The sequence below is a fragment of the Streptomyces sp. ADI96-02 genome (assembly GCF_003846185.1).
GTDB lineage: Bacteria > Actinomycetota > Actinomycetes > Streptomycetales > Streptomycetaceae > Streptomyces.
Window position 1 is genome coordinate 2,538,303 of record NZ_ML123034.1, and the last position, 18,393, is coordinate 2,556,695.

Here is an 18,393-nt window from a genome sequence, read left to right on the forward strand (position 1 = left end):
ACGGTCTCCTCACCGACGCCTGCGAGGTGAGCTGTCGGGTTCGGGCGGATGAGTTGCCCGGTCGCACGGCCTTGCGCGCGACTTCACCCCAAGCCGGTCCCGGCGGGCCCCGTCGTGTCGACGAGGCGTCCGGGCCCGGCGCCTACCTGGGTCCCCCGCTCCTGCCTACGGCGCTTTACGCGTCTGTTCCCCTCGACCGACGGCAGGATTCGGCGTGACGGTCGACGGGGCCCGCGGTGCGAGCGGTTCCGACCGTAAACACAGGCAACCCCACATTCAAAGATGGACATACGGGGCAATCGCCCCTTGCTTGCCTCCCTTGACGGATCGTTTTCGCAGGTCGGGGGCGATCCGCGCGGACCGGGCGGAGGCGACACGCCAGTTGACGCAAAGAGACCCATGTCTCACTTACGCAAAAGTGGACATAGGTCTCTGAACTGCCCCGGTTTTCGGGGCGTTTTCCCGTATTCGATCCATTGACGCCAGGCCGTTACGAGCCCTTCGGAACGTCCGCCTCCAGGCCCAGGTCCAGGCTCTGGCCGGGCAGGATCAGGTCCGGGTCGGAGCCCAGGACGTCCTTGTTGGACGCGTACAGGCCGCTCCAGCCGCCGGGAAGTTCCTGTGCGTCAGCAATCGCCCAGAGGCTGTCCCCGGGGCGCACGGTGTACGAGCCGCCGGCGTCCGCCGCGCCGTCCCGCGCCTCGCCCTCGCCCCGTGAGGCGTGCCGGCCGGACTCGCGCCCGCCGTCGCCTCCACCGGCAGCGCCGGCCTCCTCCGGGGCGGGAGCGCCCCGGTGCTTGCCTCCCGTGCGGTCGGACCCCTTCGCCGCGTCGGGCCCCGCCGAGGGCCCCGCGCCTTCGGAGGCCGGGGGCGCGGACGGCGAGGGCGAGGGGTCGAGGGACGCGCCCGGCCCGCCGTCGGCGCTTCCGCCGCCGCCCGCATCGGACGTGTCGCCCTTGGTGCCGTTATCGCCGCTATCGCCCTTATTGCTCTTGTCCGCTTGACCGGTCTCGGCGGACCCGGCGGCTCCGCCGGTCTTCCCGGCCCCGCCCGTACGGTCCGCACGGTCCGTGCCGTCCGCGCCGCCGGTACCGTCCGCCTTGCCGGTCGGCGCGGGCTCCGGGTCCTCCGCGGCCCCCTCCGCCGGCCCGGCGCCCGGGTCGACTCCGGGCAGGCCGCCGCCCAGGGCGAGGCCGGAGATCGCCGCGCAGCTCGCCCACGCCTGCGGCCCCTGGTCGGCGAGGACCTTCTCGGCGACGGCTATCTGCTGCGACCGGCTGGCGAGGTCGGCCCGGGGCGCGAACGCCTTGCCGCCGTACGCCGACCACGTCTTCTGGGAGAACTGGAGTCCGCCGAACTGGCCGTTGCCGAGGTCGGCGCTCCACATGCCGCCGCTCTCGCACTCCGCGACCCGGTCCCACGTGCCGGCCTCGGCGGCGTGCGCGCCGCCCGCGCCGAGCAGCGGGATGGCGATCGCCGATCCCGTCACCCCGGCGGCGACGACGATGGCGGGTGCCTGGCGGGGGCGACGGTGTCTGCCGTTCGCGGAGCCCATGAGGTATGCCTTCCGTGCGACTGACAAGCGTGAGCGGTGGAGCGGGCGGCGCGCGGACGACCAGCGGCCGACGCGTCGAACCGTGAACCTAGCGGGACTCGAACGTGTGTCACAAGTCGATGCAGCAGAGATCACGTAAAAGTCACAGAGTTGACGGAGCGTCACCCCCGTCGAGGCGGCGCCCCGGCTCGAACTCGACGGGCAGGGTGCGCAGTCCGCGCATGATGAGCCCGCCACGCCACCGCAAATCGTCAGGTTCTCCCGCAAGTCGCAGGCCGGGAAGGCGTCGGAGCAGCGTCGCGAGGGCTGCCTGCCCCTCCAGCCGGGCCAGCGGCGCTCCCAGACAGTAATGGATGCCATGCCCGTACCCGAGATGCTGGTTGTCACTCCGCGAGAGGTCCAGGGTGTCCGGATCGGTGAACCGCTCCGGGTCCCGGTCGGCCGCCGCCAGCACCACCAGTACGGGATCGCCGACGGCGATCTCCTGTCCGCCGAGCGTCAGCGCCTCGGTCGCGAAACGCCAGGTCGCCAGCTCCACCGGCCCGTCGAACCGCAGCAGTTCCTCGATCCCGGTCTCCAGCAGCCCGCTCTCGCCCGCCGCCAGCGATGACTCCAGCCGGGCGCGCTGCTCCGGGTGGCGCAGCAGGGCGTAGGTGCCGTTGCCGATCAGGTTCACCGTCGTCTCGAAGCCGGCGAACAGCAGGATGAAGGCCATCGCCGCCGCTTCGTTCTCCGTCAGGTGCTCGCCGTGGTCGCTCGCCCGGATCAGGCCGGAGATGAGGTCGTCGCCCGGGTTCTCCCGCTTGCGGTGGATGAGTTCGGCCAGGTAGCCGCGCATCTTCTTCACCGACCGCGCCACCCCGCCGCGCGGGCCGCCGCCGTGCCGGATCATCATGCCCGCCCAGTCCCGGAAGTCGTCCTGGTCCTCGCGCGGTACGCCGAGCAGGTCGCAGATGGCGTAGATGGGGAGCGGGAAGGCGAAGTCGTGGATCAGGTCCGCGCGGCCCTCCTCGACGAAGTCGTCGATGAGCCGGTCCGTCAGCTCCTGGACCCGGGGCGCGAACTCCGCGACCCGGCGCGGGGTGAACGCCTTGGACACGAGCCGGCGCAGCCGGGTGTGGTCCGGCGGGTCGATGTTGAGCAGATGCGTCATCAGCTCCGCCTTGCGCTCCCCCGGAATCCCGGTCTTCCCCTTGGCGTGCGCCGGTCCGGCGTGGTGGGCCGGGTTCTTGGAGAGGCGCGCGTCGGCCAGCGCCTGCCGGGCGTCCGCGTACCGGGTCACGAGCCACGCCTCGACGCCGCTGGGCAGGGCGGTGCGGTGGACGGGGCTGTGCTCGCGGAGCCAGGCGTAGGCGGGGTACGGGTCGGTGGCGAACTCCCAGGAGAAGAGCTCGGGGGCGGCCGGCCGGTCGGGGGCGGGGCTGTCGTTCACCCCCCGACGTTATCGGGCGGGTCCCTCGCCGCCCGGACCCGGTGCGCCGCCCTCCGCCGCCAGGATCGCGCCGCGGTAGGCGCGGGCCGCCGCGCGCAGGGCGGCCTCGGGGTCGGTGCCGGCCGCCTCGGCCGCCACGGCGAGGGCGAGGAGTTCACGGCCGGTCCGTCCGCCCGCCGTCGTCCGGTCCGTCCCGGTCCCGTCCGCCGTCGTACCGTCCACGGCCGTCCCGTCCGCCGTCGTCCCGCCCGCCGGGAGCGGCACGTCGAGTCCGGCGGTGCGGGCGCGGCCGGCGAGTTTGGCGGCGAGGGCCAGGGCGGGCTGGCCGAGCGGGACGCCGTCGGTGACCGAGGCGCGCTGCTTCTCGATCGCCTTGGTGCGCAGCCACAGCGCGCGGACGTCCTCCGGGGTCTCGGCGCTCGCGTCGCCGAAGACGTGCGGGTGGCGGTGGACCAGCTTCTCGACGAGGCCCCCCGCCACGTCGTCGATCGCGAACGGCTCGTCGGGGTCCTCCTCGGCGATGCACGCGTGGAGGACGACCTGGAGCAGGACGTCACCCAGCTCCTCGCGCAGTTCGTCGCGGTCGCCGTCCTCGATCGCCTCGACCAGTTCGTACGCCTCCTCGATCGCGTACTTGGCGAGGCCCCGGTGCGTCTGCCGCGAGGTCCAGGGGCACGCGCGCCGGATCCGGTCCATCACCTGGACCAGGTCGAGCAGCCGCGCGCCCGGCAGGTCGTACGAACCGGGCAGCAGCTCCAGGTCCGGCACGGCCGCCCGGCCCGATCCGGCGAGGCGGGCCAGGCCGTCGGTCAGACGCCGGTCGCCCTCGCCGCCGACCAGGACCACGACGGTCCGGCCCCCGGCGCAGGCGTCGAGGAGTCCGTCGGCCGTGGGCGCGGTGTGCTCGACGGTGACGCCCGCCTCGCGCAGGTAGGGCAGCTGCGGATGGTCCGGGTCGGCGCACAGGACGCGGTCGGCCTCCTGGAGCGTCCGCCAGGCCGGCCAGGACAGCAGTCCGGGCGCGACCCGGTGGCTGGCGGTGAGCAGGACGATGCGGCCGAGGTCGCCGGGAGCTTCAGCGTTCACCCCGCGAACCTACCCGGCCCGCACCGGTCAGGCTCCCGCCGGGGCGTTCTGCGGCGGGAACGTCGTGGCCTGGGTGATCCAGGGCGCCCGGTAGTCGCCGAGCTGGAGCTTGCCGTCGTTCCAGCGGCCGAAGCGCGGGTTGACGTCGATGTCGAGCGCCTTCGACGCCTTGGTGAGGGCCGCGCCGACGACCTGCTGGCCCTGCGGGGTGCCGAGGTCCGCGCCGAGGGCCTTGGCGAGCTTCGGCAGCTGGACCTCCTGGCGCATGTCGCCGTCGATCTGGTCCGGGGCGGTCCAGCGCTGCTGGAGCATCATGGCCTCCAGCTGCTTCTCGCCGCCCGCGCGGGCGAGGCTGGCCATCCGCATCTCCTGGATCTCCTTGCGGCTGACCGTGACCCCCGCGTCGGCGGCGGCCCGGTCCAGCACCCGGGCGAAGATCAGTCCGTGCAGCTTGGCCCGGCTGAGCTGGCCGGACTTGCTCACCAGCTCGGTCGCCTGCGGCGAGCTCTCCTGGGCGGAGCGTACGTCGGCGGCCTGGGCCTGGACGGACGACACCGTGATCCGGTGGCCGCCCACGACGGCCGCGGCGCCGGGGTGGGCCTCGTTGCCACAGGCGGACAGGAGCGGCGCCGCGACGAGCAGTGCGGCGGAGACGGAGAGCGCGGTGCGACGACGGCGGTGCAAAGGAGCCTCCCGGGGAGAGTTTGTGCGTCAGCGCACAAAGCCTTGCGGTGATCGATGTTAGGCAGTGGATGTGGCCTGTGCCACTGATTCGACCAACGATTCGGGAGGAGTTGGGGATGTGGGCGGCCACGGGCCGCGCGGTCAGCCGCCGCGCAGGTGCCGCTGGTGGCTGAGCCGGCGGCGTACGTCCGTCGGGAGCGGGTGGTGCGGTCCGTAGGCGCGCTCGGCGTCGTACAGCAGGGCCTGGAACTGGGCGCGGCCCGCCGTGTGGTCGCCGATGGCCAGGAGGAGCTGTCCGATGCGGTGCCGGATGTCGAGGGCGCGGCCCGGGTCGGCGGTGACGGGTCCGTAGGCGTTCTCGTAGTACGGCAGGAGCGCGCGGTACTCGGCGAGCGCGGCCCCGGCCTCGCCGAGCTGTTCCAGGCACTGGGCCGCGTCGTGGCGGAACTGGAGCACCTGGGTGTCGGCGGGGCCGGTCTCCCCGGCGCGGTCCTCGACGAGGCGGCGCAGTTCGGGCAGGGCGCGGCGGTACTGGCCGTCGGCCATCAGCGTCGCGGCGTACTGCTTGCGCAGGATGCGCACGACCGGTGAGCGCTCGCCGTGTTGGGCCGCCGCCGCCGGGAGGATGGAGCCGAGGATGTCGACGGCCTGGGTGATCCGGCCCTCCCCCAGCAGCCGCTTCACGTCGTCCACCGCGGCGGCGACGTCGGGCCGGGCGGGCGGCGGGACGGCGGCCGGCGGCGGCGTGTGCGGAGCGGGGGCGCGGTACGCGGGCGGGGCGGCGGCGGGCAGCGGGCCCGGCCCGGCCGGCGGGGTCGACGGCGTCGCGGGGACGAACGCGGGCACGGGGCCGGGCGCGGGCACGGGGCCGGGCACGGGGACGGCGGCGGACACCGGGCCCGGGGCCGGGGGCCGGTCCGGCCAGGGGGCGTGCGGGCGCAGGAAGGGGCGGGTCGGGTCGAGCGGGCCGGCCGGGCCGCCAACGGCCGTGACACCTCCGGCCGGAACACCGCGCGCGGGCAGCAGCGGGGCCAGCTCCTCGTACACCTCCTGCGCCGAGGCGGGCCGGTCCTGCGGGTCCTTGGCGAGCAGCCGCAGCACGAGCGCTTCGAGCGGGGCCGGGATCTCGGGCCGGACCAGCCGGACCGGCCGGGGCTGCTCGTACAGGTGGCGGTGGAGTACGCCGAGGGCGGTGGAACCGGCGAACGGCACGTCGCCGCTGAGCAGTTCGTACAGGACGACGCCGAGCGCGTAGAGGTCGGTGTACGGGCCCACCGCACCGCCCATCGCCTGCTCGGGCGCCATGTAGGCCGGGGAGCCGATCGGTGCGCCGGTGTGGGTGAGGCGGGTGGCGTCCGTGTCCAGGACGGAGGCGACGCCGAGGTCGAGCACGGTGACGGTGCCGTCGGGCCGGACCATCACGTTGCGCGGCTTCAGGTCGCGGTGGACGATGGGCACCGCGTGCACCGCGCTCAGCACGGCGCAGAGCTGAGCGGCGACCGCCACGGCCCAGGGCCAGGGGTAGGGGCCGTGCCCGGCGAGGTGGTCGGCCAGGTCGGAGCCCTCGACGTACTGCATGACGAGGTAGAGGTCGTCGTGGTCGCCGCCCGCGTCGTGCACGGTGACCAGGCCGGGGTGGTCGACCTGCGCGGTGACCCGGCACTCGCGGACGAACCGGCGGTGCAGCTCGTCGGCGGAGTCACGGCCGCCGGCGACGCGGTCGGGGCGCACCAGCTTCACGGCGACGCGGCGGTCCAGGCGGCGGTCGTAGGCCGTCCACACCTGGCCCATGCCGCCCTGGCCGATGACGGTCGCCAGCTCGTACCGGTCGGCGACGACCCGGCCGCCGCTCACCGTCCTCCACCCTCCTTGCGGAGGTATGCGCTCAACTCGTCCAGTTCGGCCCGGACCTGGTCCAGCCGCGGGGGCGTGGGCATGGATGTGGGCGGCGGGGTGTGGGCGGCGTACGGGTTCGGGTGCTGCGGCTGCGGCTGCGGCGGCTGCGCGGGCAGGTGGTACGGGGAGGCCGGCGCGGGCGGGTGGCCGGCGGCGGCCGGGGCGGCGGCGGCCGGGCGGGCGTCCGCGAAATGGCGTATCTCCGCGTACAGGTAGTAGGCGAGCACTCCGGTCACGAGTGCCGCGAGAGCGCCGAGGCCGATCAGCGCCTCCCGGCTCTCCATGTCTTCGGGGTCGGCCGGCAGGTCGGCGAAGTAGAGGAACAGCCGGCCGTTGAAGGCCGCGACGACGACGAGCAGCAACCAGTCACGGACCTCGCGGGTGAGGATCGCGAGCCTCAGCATCGCCACCCAGCCCAGGAATCCGCAGCTCAGCACGGTCAGCAGGACGACGACCACGCGCACGGTGACACGCACCGCCGCGGACGGCCGGGGCTCGGGCTGCTGCGGCTGATGGCCGTGGCCGTGCATGTGCTGCTCCTGGGAGGCGTGGGGCGGGACGTGTGCGGCTGAGCGTATACACGGACACCGACAGGTCGTCCATGGTTCCGCCCGGCCGTCGTGTCCGGGCCGTCAGCCGCCGCACTGGGCGAGCATGGTCCGCTTGTCGGCGGCGGTGACCGGGAGTTCGTACTTCAGCGACACCTGCGCGAACCGCACCGCGTAGGAGCAGCGGACCGGCTTGTACGGGGGCAGCCAGGAGGCGGGGCCGGAGTCGCGCTTGGCGTTGTTGGCCGGGCCGTCGACCGGGATGAGGTTGAGCGGGTCGTTGGCGATCTGCTGGCGCTTGGTCTCGTTCCAGCGGGCGGCGCCCATCTGCCAGTCGTAGGAGAGCGGCATCACGTGGTCGATCTGCACCTCGGTGGCCCGCTGCTTGCGCCAGTCGATGGTCGCCCCGGTGTACGGGTCCTTGAGCGTCATCGAGACGACCACGCAGTCCGATCCGGCCCGGTGCTCGACGTCCCGTCCGTCGCGGGCCAGCAGGTCGTTGCGGGTGTCGCAGCCGTTGCGGGCGAGCGGGATGCCGTCGATCCCGTCCTTCCAGGCGTATCCGAACGCGTCACGCTCGTAACCGGTCTTCGGGCCGCGCCCCTTGGTGGCCACCTTCTCGATGACCTTCCGCGCGGCGGCCCGGTCCGCGTCGGAGGTCAGGGGCGCCAGGCCCGGCTTCGTACCGTCGGGGTTGTCCAGCGGGCTGACGCCGAAGCCCTCGGCGGACCGCGCCCCGCCCTGCGTGCCGGAGCCGGAGCCGCTCCCGGCGTCGAGGTCGTCGGGGCCGCAGCCGGCCAGGGCGAACACGGCCAGGGCACTCAGGGCGGCCAGGGCCGCTCGGTACGTACGGGCTGATATCACGTGAAGCCGTCCTGACGGGGAGAAAGGCGAACGCGGAGCATCCTACGGACGTCTTCCCCGGCGACGGCACTTCCATGACGGGGGTCAGGCGGGAGCCGCGCCTTCCGCGCTGTGCTCAGTCATCCGATCCTGATCTCGTACCGCAGTCTCTGGCCCCGGGGAGACATGACCATCACGTCGGCCTGAACGGGCAGGTCGTCGGCGCTCAGGGTCAGCCGGGTCAGTTCGAGGACCGGCTCGCCGACCGCCAGCGACAGCGACGCCCGCTCGCTTTCGGACGGCATCCGGGCGACCACGTCCTCCTGCGCCCGGACGCCTGCATACCCGAGGTCGGCGAGCAGCCGGACAGCTCCTCCCCGGATCATCGCCGTGCCGGCCAGTCCTGTGCCCCGGGCGATCCCCAGCGGGTAATAGGTGTCGGTCAACTCGCACGGCTCGCCGTCCAGGTACATGATCCGCCGCCGTTCGACGACCAGGCCGCCCCGCTCCACGGCAAGCAGGTCGGCCACCCGGTCCGGGGCGACCACTTCGCCGGCGCGCACGATCTTCTGCGTTCCGCGCCGCCCTGCGGCTGCCGTCTCGGCTCCCCAGACATCGGCCCCGCCCCAGGCCGACGCCGCCAGGTAGTCGGCGGAGGCGCTGACGACCTCGTTCTCACCCATGACCCTCCCCTTCGTGCCCTCGGCACCGTAACGGCAGACGGGGGAAGATCGTCGGCCCCGCCGGAGACCCGGCGGGGCCGACGCGCGGCGAACAGCGGACCGGCGGTCCGGGGGCTACGAGCCCAGGATCGTCGTCAGGAACTCGCCCGTCCAGGACAGCAGTTCGCGACCCACCACCGGCTTGCCGCCGATGCGGCCCGTCGTCGGGCGCGGGACCAGGATCTGGTGGGCGGCGGGCTTGATGACCGTCTTGGGGTGCAGGCGCTTCAGGCGCAGCTCCTGCGACTCGCGCAGCTCCACCGGGGCGAAGCGGATGTTGGAGCCCTGGAGGACGATCTCGCCGACTCCGCAGGCGCGGGCCAGCATGCGCAGGCCGGCCACCAGGAGGAGGTTCTCGACCGGTTCCGGCAGGGGGCCGTAGCGGTCGGTCAGTTCCTCGCGGACCGCGCGGACGTCGTCCTCGGAGTTGGCCGCGGCGATGGCCCGGTACGCCTGGAGGCGCAGCCGCTCGCCGGGGGCGTAGTCGTGCGGGACGTGCGCGTCGACCGGGAGCTCGATCTTGACCTCCAGCGGCGGCTCCTCCTCCTCGCCGCCCTCCAGCTGCGCCCGGTAGTCGGCGACCGCCTCGCCCACCATGCGTACGTACAGGTCGAAGCCGACGCCCGCGATGTGGCCGGACTGCTCGCCGCCCAGCAGGTTGCCCGCGCCCCGGATCTCCAGGTCCTTCATCGCCACGTACATGCCCGCGCCCATCTCGGTGTGCTGGGCGATGGTGGCCAGGCGCTCGTGGGCCGTCTCGGTGAGCGGCTTCTCCGGCGGGTAGAGGAAGTAGGCGTAGCCCCGGTCCCGGCCACGGCCGACCCGGCCGCGCAACTGGTGCAGCTGGGACAGGCCGAAGTTGTCGCCGCGCTCCACGATCAGGGTGTTGGCGTTGGAGATGTCGATGCCGGACTCGACGATCGTCGTGGACACCAAGACGTCGAACTTCTTCTCCCAGAAGTCCACCACCACCTGTTCCAGGGACTGTTCGGACATCTGGCCGTGCGCGGTGGCGATCCTCGCCTCCGGGATGATCTCGCGGAGGCGGGCGGCGGCCCGGTCGATGGACTCGACCCGGTTGTGGATGTAGAAGACCTGGCCCTCGCGCAGCAGTTCCCTGCGGACGGCCGCGCCGATCTGCTTCTCCTCGTACGGGCCGACGAAGGTGAGGACCGGGTGGCGCTCCTCCGGCGGGGTGGTGATCGTGGACATCTCGCGGATGCCGGTGACCGCCATTTCGAGCGTACGGGGAATGGGCGTCGCGGACATGGTGAGCACGTCGACGTTGGCGCGGAGCTTCTTCAGCTGCTCCTTGTGCTCGACGCCGAACCGCTGCTCCTCGTCCACGATGACCAGCCCGAGGTCCTTGAACCTGGTGTCGGAGGAGAACAGGCGGTGCGTGCCGATGACCAGGTCGACCGAGCCGTCGTGGAGACCTTCGAGCGTCGCCTTGGACTCCGTCTCGGACTGGAAGCGGCTGAGCGCCCTCACGTTGACCGGGAACTGCGCGTACCGCTCGGTGAACGTGCCGTAGTGCTGCTGGACGAGGAGGGTCGTGGGCACGAGGACCGCCACCTGCTTCCCGTCCTGGACGGCCTTGAACGCCGCGCGGACCGCGATCTCCGTCTTGCCGTACCCGACGTCGCCGCAGATCAAGCGGTCCATCGGGACCGTCTTCTCCATGTCCTCCTTGACCTCGGCGATCGTGGACAGCTGGTCGGGCGTCTCCGCGTATGGGAAGGCGTCCTCCAGCTCGCGCTGCCAGGGCGTGTCCGCGCCGAAGGCGTGGCCGGGAGCCGCCATCCGGGCCGAGTACAGCTTGATCAGGTCGGCGGCGATCTCCTTGACCGCCTTCTTCGCGCGCTGCTTCGTCTTCGTCCAGTCCGCGCCGCCCAGTCGGTGCAGCGTCGGGGCCTCGCCGCCGACGTACTTGGTGACCTGCTCCAGCTGGTCGGTCGGGATGTAGAGCCGGTCGCCGGGCTGGCCTCTCTTGGCCGGGGCGTACTCGACGAGCAGGTACTCGCGGGTCGCGCCCTGGACCGTGCGCTGGACCATCTCCACGTACCGGCCGACGCCGTGCTGCTCGTGGACGATGTAGTCGCCCGCCTCCAGCGTCAGCGGGTCGATCGTCTTGCGGCGGCGGGCCGGCATCCGGCCCAGGTCCTTGGTCGCGGTGCGCTGGCCGGTGAGATCGGTCTCGGTGAGCACGGCGAGCTTCAGCGCCGGGTCGACGAACCCCTGGTCGACGGCTCCGCACGAGACGTGGACCACCGATGGCGTGATCTCGGCGAGGTCGGGGTCCAGGCGGGCCGCGATGCCCTCGCCGCCCAGCACCTCGACCGTACGGGAGGCGAGGCCCTGGCCCTCCGTGACGTACACCGTGCGCCAGCCGTCGGCCAGCCAGCCCTTGGTGTCGGCGAGCGCGCGGGCGGTGTCGCCCCGGTACGCCTCCGGCGCGCGCATGGAGAGCTTGAGCGTGTCCTCGTCCAGCTCGTCGTCGGCGGCGAACGGGGAGATCGACCACCACATGACGTCCAGCTCGCGGGCCCGGTCGCGGACGTCCGCGATGCCCCACAGGGAGGCCGCGCCGACGTCGATCGGGGCCTCGCCGCCGTCCGCGCTCGCCGCCCAGGACGCCTGAAGGAACTCCTGGCTGGTGGCGACCAGGTCGGCCGCCCGCGTACGGACCCGCTCCGGGTCGCAGACCAGGGCCATCGCGCCCTTCGGCAGGACGTCGAGCAGCAGCTCCATATCGTCGACCAGGACGGGGGCCAGCGACTCCATGCCCTCGACCGCGATGCCCTCGGCGATCCTGCCGAGCAGTTCGCCCAGCTCCGGGTGGGCCTCGGCCAGGGCGGCGGCCCGCTCGCGTACCTGGTCGGTCAGCAGCAGCTCGCGGCAGGGCGGCGCCCACAGTCCGTGCTCGGCGACCTCCAGGGACCGCTGGTCGGCGATCTTGAAGTACCGGATCTCCTCGACGTCGTCACCCCAGAACTCCACCCGAAGGGGGTGCTCCTCGGTCGGCGGAAAAACATCCAGGATGCCGCCGCGCACGGCGAACTCACCGCGCTTCTCGACCAGTTCGACCCGGGAGTACGCGGCGGCGGCCAGCGCGTCCACCACCTCGCCCAGGTCGGCGCTCTGCCCGCTGGTCAGCGCCACCGGCTCCAGGTCGCCGAGCCCCTTGACCTGCGGTTGCAGAACGGAGCGGATCGGCGCGACGACCACCGAGACCGGCCCCGTCTCCGGGTCGTCCTCGCGCGGGTGCGCCAGGCGGCGCAGCACGGCGAGGCGGCGGCCCACGGTGTCCGAGCGCGGCGACAGGCGCTCGTGCGGCAGCGTCTCCCAGGACGGGAACTCCGCCACCGTGTCCGGCGGCAGCAGCGTCCGCAGCGCCGCCGCCAGATCCTCGGCCTCCCGGCCGGTCGCCGTGACGGCCAGCACCGTCCGCCCGGTCTGCCGGGCCAGCGCCGCCACGGCGAAGGGCCGGGCGCCGGGCGGGCCCACCAGATCGACATGCCGCCGACGACCGTCGGCGGCGGCCTTCACCGCCTCGGCGAGCGCCGGGTCAGTGATGACGACGTCCAGCAGACCGTGCAGGCTCATGAAGCTTCCGTCCGGGATCGAGGCGCGGCCGGCAGCCGGCTGCTGCCAGGGACAACGCGAAGGGCCCGACACGTGGACGGGCCGGGGGTTCCAGAGTACGACCCGGGGGTGACAGCCGCGCCCGCACCGATGGTCCCCAGCCATCCGCGAAGCCGCCGCCGCCGGTCCTCCCCGTCCATCCGCAGCGCCGCCGCCACCGGCCTTCCCCGGGGCGCGCCATCACCCCGGCCTCCCGCACGACCGCCGCCACCACCGGCCGCAGCCGGTCGCACAGCGTTCACCTCTGCTCACACACCGCTCACGCGCCGCTCGCGCGCCGCTCGCGCGCCGCTCGCACACCGCTCGCACACCGCTCGCACACCGCTCGCGCACCGTGCGCACGGCCTCCGCCCGCCGCCAGGACCGGTGGGCCGGCCGTGACCGGGAACGCGGTGGCCAGGAAAGCCGTGACCGGAAACGCGTTCGGCCCCGGGGTGTTTGGAGGAACACCCCGGAGCCTGCCGTCATCCTACGGCGACGCCTCGACGGCCGCCGCCGTACGGCCCTTTGACCGTGCTCACCCGTCCGTCGCGATGGCGTTCAGTACGTTCATCCTGCCCGCCCGGAAGGCCGGGACGAGCGCGGCGAGCAGTCCGACGAGGGCCGAGCAGAAGAACACGGTCGCGATCGTCGGCCACGGAATCTCCAGCACGTTCAGCCCCTCCAGGGCCAGCAGCTTCTGCGCCGAGGTGCCCCAGCCCATCCCGAGCCCCAGTCCGAGCAGCGCCCCGAACAGGGCGATGACCACGGACTCCAGCCGGATCATCCGGCGCAGCTGGCGGCGCGAGAGTCCGATGGCCCGCATGAGCCCGATCTCCCGGGTCCGTTCGACCACGGAGAGGGCGAGGGTGTTCACCACGCCGAGCACCGCCACGATGATCGCCAGGGCGAGCAGGCCGTAGACGATGTTCAGCAGCTGGCCGATCTGGTCCTTCAGGTCCTGCTTGAAGTCGGCCTGGTTTTGCACCTTGTACACCGGGTACGCGGCCAGCGCGCTCTTGAGGGCCGTGTACGCCTCCTTCTCCTTGCCCTCCTGCGCCTTGCCGAACATCGCGAGGTTCTGCGGCATCCGGTCGGCGGGCACGTACGTCGTCGCCGTGGTCAGGGCGGTGTACATCGCGCCCTTGTCGATGTTCGTCTCGTCGGAGGTGATGGCGGCGACCTTCAGCTCCGCCGTCCGCCCGGCCTTGAACGCGACCCTGAGCGTGTCCCCGACCTCGACGCCGTGGCGCTCGGCGTAGACGTCTCCGACGGACATCGCGCCCGTGCCGTACGCCCTCGCCAGATCGCCCGCGACGACGGTGCGGCGGACGTCCTGCCGGTACGTCGGGTCGGCGGCGACGACGCCCTCGTCGACCGTGGAGCCGTCGGGCGCGGTGACTCTCGCGCCGAGGACGGTGTAGTCGGTGATGTGCTCCAGGCCGGGCACGGCACGGGCGGCCTCGGCGGCCTGCGGCACGATCGGCCGGCCGGTGCCGCTGTCCTGGACGATGAAGTCCGCGCCGACCGAGCGGTCGAGCTCCTCGGTGGCCGAGGCGACCATGGAGGACCCGACGACGGACAGGCAGGCCACCAGGGCGAGGCCGATCATCAGAGCCGCCCCGGTGGCTCCGGTGCGCCGGGGGTTGCGCAGGGCGTTGCGTTCGGCCAGCCGCCCCACGGGCCCGAAGAACCGCAGCACGACCGCGCCGAGCGCCCGCACCACCACACCGGCCAGCAGCGGGCCGATCACGATGAACCCGAGCAGCGTCAGCACCACGCCGAGCGCCAGGAACAACGAGCCCTCACTCGCCTCGCCGGCCTGCCCCGTCGCCCACAGGGCGGCGGCCCCACCCGCCGTGAGCACCAGCCCGATCCCGGCCCTGACCCAGCCGGACCGGCCGTCTGCGGGCGTACCGGCGTCGCGCAGCGCCGCCATCGGGGAGACCTTGCCGGCCCGGCGGGCAGGGACGTACGCGGCGAGGACGGTGACGACGACGCCGAGCGCCAGCCCCACGGCCGGGGTCGTCCACGCGACGGTGAGGTCGCCGGTGGACAGCTCCATGCCGACGGCGCCCATCAGCTTCATCAGGCCGACGGCCAGCCCGACACCGGCGGCGACGCCGAGCAGCGAGCCGACGATGCCCAGGAGGACCGCCTCCACCAGCACCGAGCGGTTCACCTGCTTGCGGCTGGAGCCGATGGCCCGCATCAGACCGATCTCCCGGGTGCGCTGGGCGACCAGCATGGAGAAGGTGTTGACGATGAGGAACACGCCGACGAGGAGGGCGATTCCGGCGAAGCCGAGCATCGCGTACTTCATGACGTCCAGGAAGGCGCCCATGGAGTCCTTGTTGGCGTCGGTCGCCTCCTGCTGGGTCTGGAGCCGGTACGCCGAGCCCCCCAGGGCGGCGGCCACGCTCTTCTTCAACTCCGTGTCGCTGACGCCCGGCTCGGCGGTCACGGAGACGTGGCTGAACACGTCGGGCGCGCCGAGGAGCTGCTTCTGCGCGGTGGCGGTGTCGAGGTAGACGACGGCCGCGCCCGGGTTGGTGACGGTGAAGGAGACGATGCCGCTGATCCTCGCCCGGCTGTCGCCGACGGCGGTGATGGTACGCAGTTCGTCGCCGAGCTTCAGGCCGTGCTTCTCGGCGGTGTCGGCGTCGACCATCACGTCGCCGGGGCCCCGGGGGGCGTGGCCGGAGGTGATCTCCATGGACCGCAGTTCGTTCTCGGTCCAGTTGCCGGAGATGGTCGGGGCCCCGGTCTCGGAGCCCATGTTCTTGTTGTCCGCGTCGACGACGGTGACCGCCATGGAGAAGACGGCGCCCTCCGCTCCCTTCGCGCCGTCCGCCTGCGCGGCCTCGGCGACGACGGAGGCGGGCAGCGAGGCGGGCTTGCCGTCGGCGGGCTGCTCGTCGTCCCCGGAGCCCTTCGGGCTGACGGTGAGGTCGGGCGAGGTCACGGCGAAGAGCTTGTCGAAGGTCGTGTTCATCGTGTCGGTGAACACGAGCGTGCCGCACACGAACGCCACCGACAGCATCACCGCGACGGCGGAGAGCGCCATCCGGCCCTTGTGCGCGAGGAAGTTGCGCATCGAGGTCTTCCACACGGTCATGACGTCCGCCCGCGCGCGTCGAAGTTCTTCATCCGGTCGAGGACCTGCTCGGCGGTGGGGTGGCGCATCTCGTCGACGATCGATCCGTCGGCGAGGTAGAGCACCCGGTCCGCGTAGGAGGCGGCCACGGGGTCGTGCGTGACCATGACGATCGTCTGGCCCAGCTCGTCGACCGACCTGCGCAGGAAGGCGAGTATCTCGGCCCCCGCGCGCGAGTCCAGGTTCCCGGTCGGCTCGTCCCCGAAGATGATCTCCGGCTCGGCGGCGAGCGCCCGCGCCACCGCGACCCGCTGCTGCTGGCCTCCGGAGAGCTGCGTCGGCCGGTGCTTGAGGCGTTCGGACAGCCCGACGGTCTCCACGACCTGCCGCAGCCAGCCCTGGTTGGGCTTGCGGCCCGCGATGTCCATCGGCAGCGTGATGTTCTCGATCGCGTTGAGCGTCGGCAGCAGGTTGAACGCCTGGAAGATGAACCCGATCCGGTCGCGGCGGAGTTGGGTGAGCTTCTTGTCCTTGAGCTTGGTGATCTCGGTGTCGGCGAGGAATATCTCGCCCGATGTCACCGTGTCCAGCCCGGCCAGACAGTGCATCAGTGTCGACTTGCCGGAGCCGGACGGGCCCATGATCGCGGTGAACCGCCCGCGCTCGATGTCCACGTCGACGCGGTCGAGCGCGACGACCCGGGTCTCGCCCGTGCCGTACGCCTTGACGACCTGTCGGGCCCGTGCAGCGACAGCCGTATGCCCTCCAGTGCTCCCGTGCCTGGGAATGCTTACAGCCGTTGTCACGGTATGCCTCCTATGTCAGTTGATAGATGAACGTTGACGACTGGACGCCATCGAGTACGGTCCGAGTCTGGATTCAGGAGGGACCGTCGCGCGATGGTGCTCGGCACCGTCTCCGAGGTGGGGCTACCCCCACCCGCGCCCCCTGGCGGGCCCCGCAGGTGCGACGTAGCAAAAGGCTAAGGACCGAGTCGGCACCGCCACGTCCTCCGCCGGGAGGAAGAGGCCCTGGCCCGCGTGCGGGGGCGGCCCCTAGGGGTGTCGCACGCCAAGGAGGGGAAGAGGTCGGGGGCACGCAGTCGCCCTTCCACGGGGTGCGACTCGTGGTATCGGCCGACTGATTGACGTTGCCGGTCAGCGATTGGCTCCGTCGCAGTGCGACCGAGCTCAAGGCCCCGGATTCCCTTCATGCCGAATGACCGAATTCAGCCGGTTGTCTGCTGGGGCTCCTCCCGGGACATGCCCCGGAGCACTCCCGCCCGCGCCTCCCGGGTGAGACAGTGCCCGGGAGATACGTGCATAGGGAAGGGAACTCGGTGAGCGGCAGGGGCAGCAGGAGCGGCACAGGCGACGCACCCGGACCTGGTATACCCGGCCCCGACGGCGCACCGGGACCCGGCAGCGCGGGGGGCGGCGCCGGTGGCGAAGACGGCGAGCGCGCCCGCCCAGTCGACGCGGGGCCGGGTGGCAGGGCGGGGACGGGAGGGCTCGTGGAGGTGGCGGACGACGAGCCAGAGGGCGATACCGCCGACCGGGAGGTTGATCAGGAAGATCCACCGCCAGTCCGCGTAACCGGCCAGGAGCCCGCCGAACACCGGCCCGGCGACTGCCGAAGTGGCCCAGACCGTGGACAACCTGGCCTGGATTTTCGGGCGTTCCTTCAGCGGGTAGAGGTCTGCACGGTGCCCTGCAAGGCGCCCTCTCGGCGGAGGCGACGGACTACCTGCGCCGAGCGGTGGACGCGGCGGTCGACCACGTCTACGTCGGAGCCGCGGCAGCCGCCGCCCTGGCCCTGCTCGCCCTGATCACCCTCGCCCCGCGCCGCTTCCCCGTACTCGCGGAGGAACGGGTCCCGCCGCGGGACTGACCGTCCCTGACGGCTGGTTCGGCGGTTGCGGAATCATCAATTCGAGGACAGACGGAGAATGTCATCGGCCGCCGCATGCCAAGGGGAATCGTTGTTTCGAGGGGCAGCGAAGTGGCTGTTCATGACCATGTTTCCATCCGTATCTACGAAATTCACATGCGGGAACTGGTTGGGCTTGAGGCCCAGCCCTTCCGTGGAGAATTTGTAGTATAGATTTTGATACTCACCACCGACGGTATCCATGAGTAGCGTCTGGAATTCCTTGTTGGCCATGAGTGTATTAGGAGTCATATTCCCCGTATTAATCATTTGCTTTTGCTGAAACGCCCAAGTGACGACCAGTTGTTCATTTTTTTCCTTCAGAGCCTTGTGTATGGGAATGTTCGCGTCGAACAGAACGTCCGCATGCTCCACCCCTTCTACGGGAGGCGAAATCATTCCAGGTGTCGCGTTGTTTATCTTATCGAACGCATCCTTCTTCAAGTCTTCCCAGGACGGACTAACAAAAGCCGACTTAGCCTTCTTTCCCGCCGCCGAACTCCCCGCCGCCACCCTCGCTGGAGCGGCGCTTTCGATCGGGAGGGCATTCGCGGCTTTGGCCGCTTGGTAGGTCTTGTAGCCCTTGTGGGCGGCGTAGCCGATGCCGATGGCTGCGTCGACGCCCGCCCCGACGAGGCCGATGACGTCGAGGGTCATGCGTGCCTCTTTGGGCATGAAGCCTTCGCCTGTGGCGCTGGTGTTGGCGGTGATCTGGTCGGCGGCGGAGGGGAGGGTGGTGAGGAAGCCGATGCCGGCGATCGCAAGGGGTATGCCGCTTCCTCCGGTGAAGGTGGCGAGGGCGAGGGCGAGGCCGGCGGCTGCGATGCCCACTTCGACGGCGGGGAGGTATTTCCAGCCGAGGATGTCTTCGGTGAGCCAGTCCCATGATCCTTCGGAGCTCTGTCCGGTGGGGTCGGTGTAGTTGACGGGGTCGCCGGTGGCGTAGGTGTAGGGGTTGATCATGCCTGCGGTGGGGG

Annotated in this window: 12 protein-coding genes, 2 pseudogenes and 1 riboswitch; of the genes and pseudogenes, 1 reads left to right on the forward strand and 13 read right to left on the reverse strand. The window is 72.0% G+C overall.

The window, feature by feature from the left end:
• Position 1: 1 nt before the first annotated feature.
• A riboswitch (cyclic di-AMP (ydaO/yuaA leader) is annotated at positions 2–183 on the reverse strand.
• A gap of 307 nt (positions 184–490) precedes the next feature.
• The 12 genes and pseudogenes from EES43_RS10975 to EES43_RS11030 form a co-directional block, all read right to left on the reverse strand.
• Positions 491–1,555 (reverse strand): LysM peptidoglycan-binding domain-containing protein, encoded by a 1,065-nt coding sequence (locus EES43_RS10975; protein WP_124268563.1) that lies wholly within the window; start codon positions 1,553–1,555, stop codon positions 491–493.
• A 142-nt stretch (positions 1,556–1,697) separates the two neighbouring features.
• On the reverse strand, positions 1,698–2,987 hold the full coding sequence (locus EES43_RS10980) for a cytochrome P450 family protein (protein WP_124268564.1): 1,290 nt from the start codon (positions 2,985–2,987) through the stop codon (positions 1,698–1,700).
• A gap of 9 nt (positions 2,988–2,996) precedes the next feature.
• On the reverse strand, positions 2,997–4,073 hold the full coding sequence (locus tag EES43_RS10985; RefSeq protein ID WP_124268565.1) for a nucleoside triphosphate pyrophosphohydrolase: 1,077 nt from the start codon (positions 4,071–4,073) through the stop codon (positions 2,997–2,999).
• 27 nt (positions 4,074–4,100) lie between these two features.
• Positions 4,101–4,757 carry a SurA N-terminal domain-containing protein gene (locus EES43_RS10990; protein ID WP_124268566.1) on the reverse strand — a complete coding sequence of 219 codons (657 nt, stop codon included), beginning with the start codon at positions 4,755–4,757 and terminating at the stop codon, positions 4,101–4,103.
• Between the two features lie 141 nt (positions 4,758–4,898).
• Positions 4,899–6,611 (reverse strand): serine/threonine-protein kinase, encoded by a 1,713-nt coding sequence (locus EES43_RS10995; RefSeq protein ID WP_277426055.1) that lies wholly within the window; start codon positions 6,609–6,611, stop codon positions 4,899–4,901.
• Positions 6,608–7,183: a hypothetical protein gene (locus EES43_RS11000; protein ID WP_124268567.1), complete on the reverse strand. Its 576-nt coding sequence runs from the start codon at positions 7,181–7,183 to the stop codon at positions 6,608–6,610. Before EES43_RS11000 ends, EES43_RS10995 begins: the two co-directional genes overlap by 4 nt.
• A gap of 102 nt (positions 7,184–7,285) precedes the next feature.
• Complete coding sequence (locus EES43_RS11005; RefSeq protein WP_124268568.1) at positions 7,286–8,065, reverse strand: HNH endonuclease family protein; 780 nt, start codon at positions 8,063–8,065, stop codon at positions 7,286–7,288.
• A 119-nt stretch (positions 8,066–8,184) separates the two neighbouring features.
• Positions 8,185–8,727 carry a GntR family transcriptional regulator gene (locus EES43_RS11010; protein ID WP_124268569.1) on the reverse strand — a complete coding sequence of 181 codons (543 nt, stop codon included), beginning with the start codon at positions 8,725–8,727 and terminating at the stop codon, positions 8,185–8,187.
• Between the two features lie 114 nt (positions 8,728–8,841).
• The gene (mfd, locus tag EES43_RS11015) at positions 8,842–12,372 is read right to left on the reverse strand and encodes a transcription-repair coupling factor (RefSeq protein ID WP_124268570.1); all 3,531 of its coding nucleotides are present in this window, start codon (positions 12,370–12,372) and stop codon (positions 8,842–8,844) included.
• A gap of 556 nt (positions 12,373–12,928) precedes the next feature.
• Entirely contained in the window at positions 12,929–15,508 is a 2,580-nt protein-coding gene (locus tag EES43_RS11020; protein WP_124268571.1) for an ABC transporter permease, read from the reverse strand.
• The gene (locus tag EES43_RS11025) at positions 15,505–16,293 is read right to left on the reverse strand and encodes an ABC transporter ATP-binding protein (RefSeq protein WP_124268572.1); all 789 of its coding nucleotides are present in this window, start codon (positions 16,291–16,293) and stop codon (positions 15,505–15,507) included. The genes EES43_RS11020 and EES43_RS11025 overlap by 4 nt, the downstream gene beginning before the upstream one ends.
• A gap of 629 nt (positions 16,294–16,922) precedes the next feature.
• Positions 16,923–17,189: pseudogene (locus tag EES43_RS11030) on the reverse strand (MFS transporter); the annotation flags it as partial.
• A gap of 5 nt (positions 17,190–17,194) precedes the next feature.
• Here EES43_RS11030 and EES43_RS11035 point away from each other — a divergent pair.
• Positions 17,195–17,377: pseudogene (locus EES43_RS11035) on the forward strand (MFS transporter); the annotation flags it as partial.
• 36 nt (positions 17,378–17,413) lie between these two features.
• Here the strand turns inward: EES43_RS11035 and EES43_RS11040 are convergent.
• Positions 17,414–18,393 (reverse strand): RHS repeat-associated core domain-containing protein (locus EES43_RS11040; protein WP_206430032.1); only part of this gene is annotated, 980 nt, incomplete at its 5' end.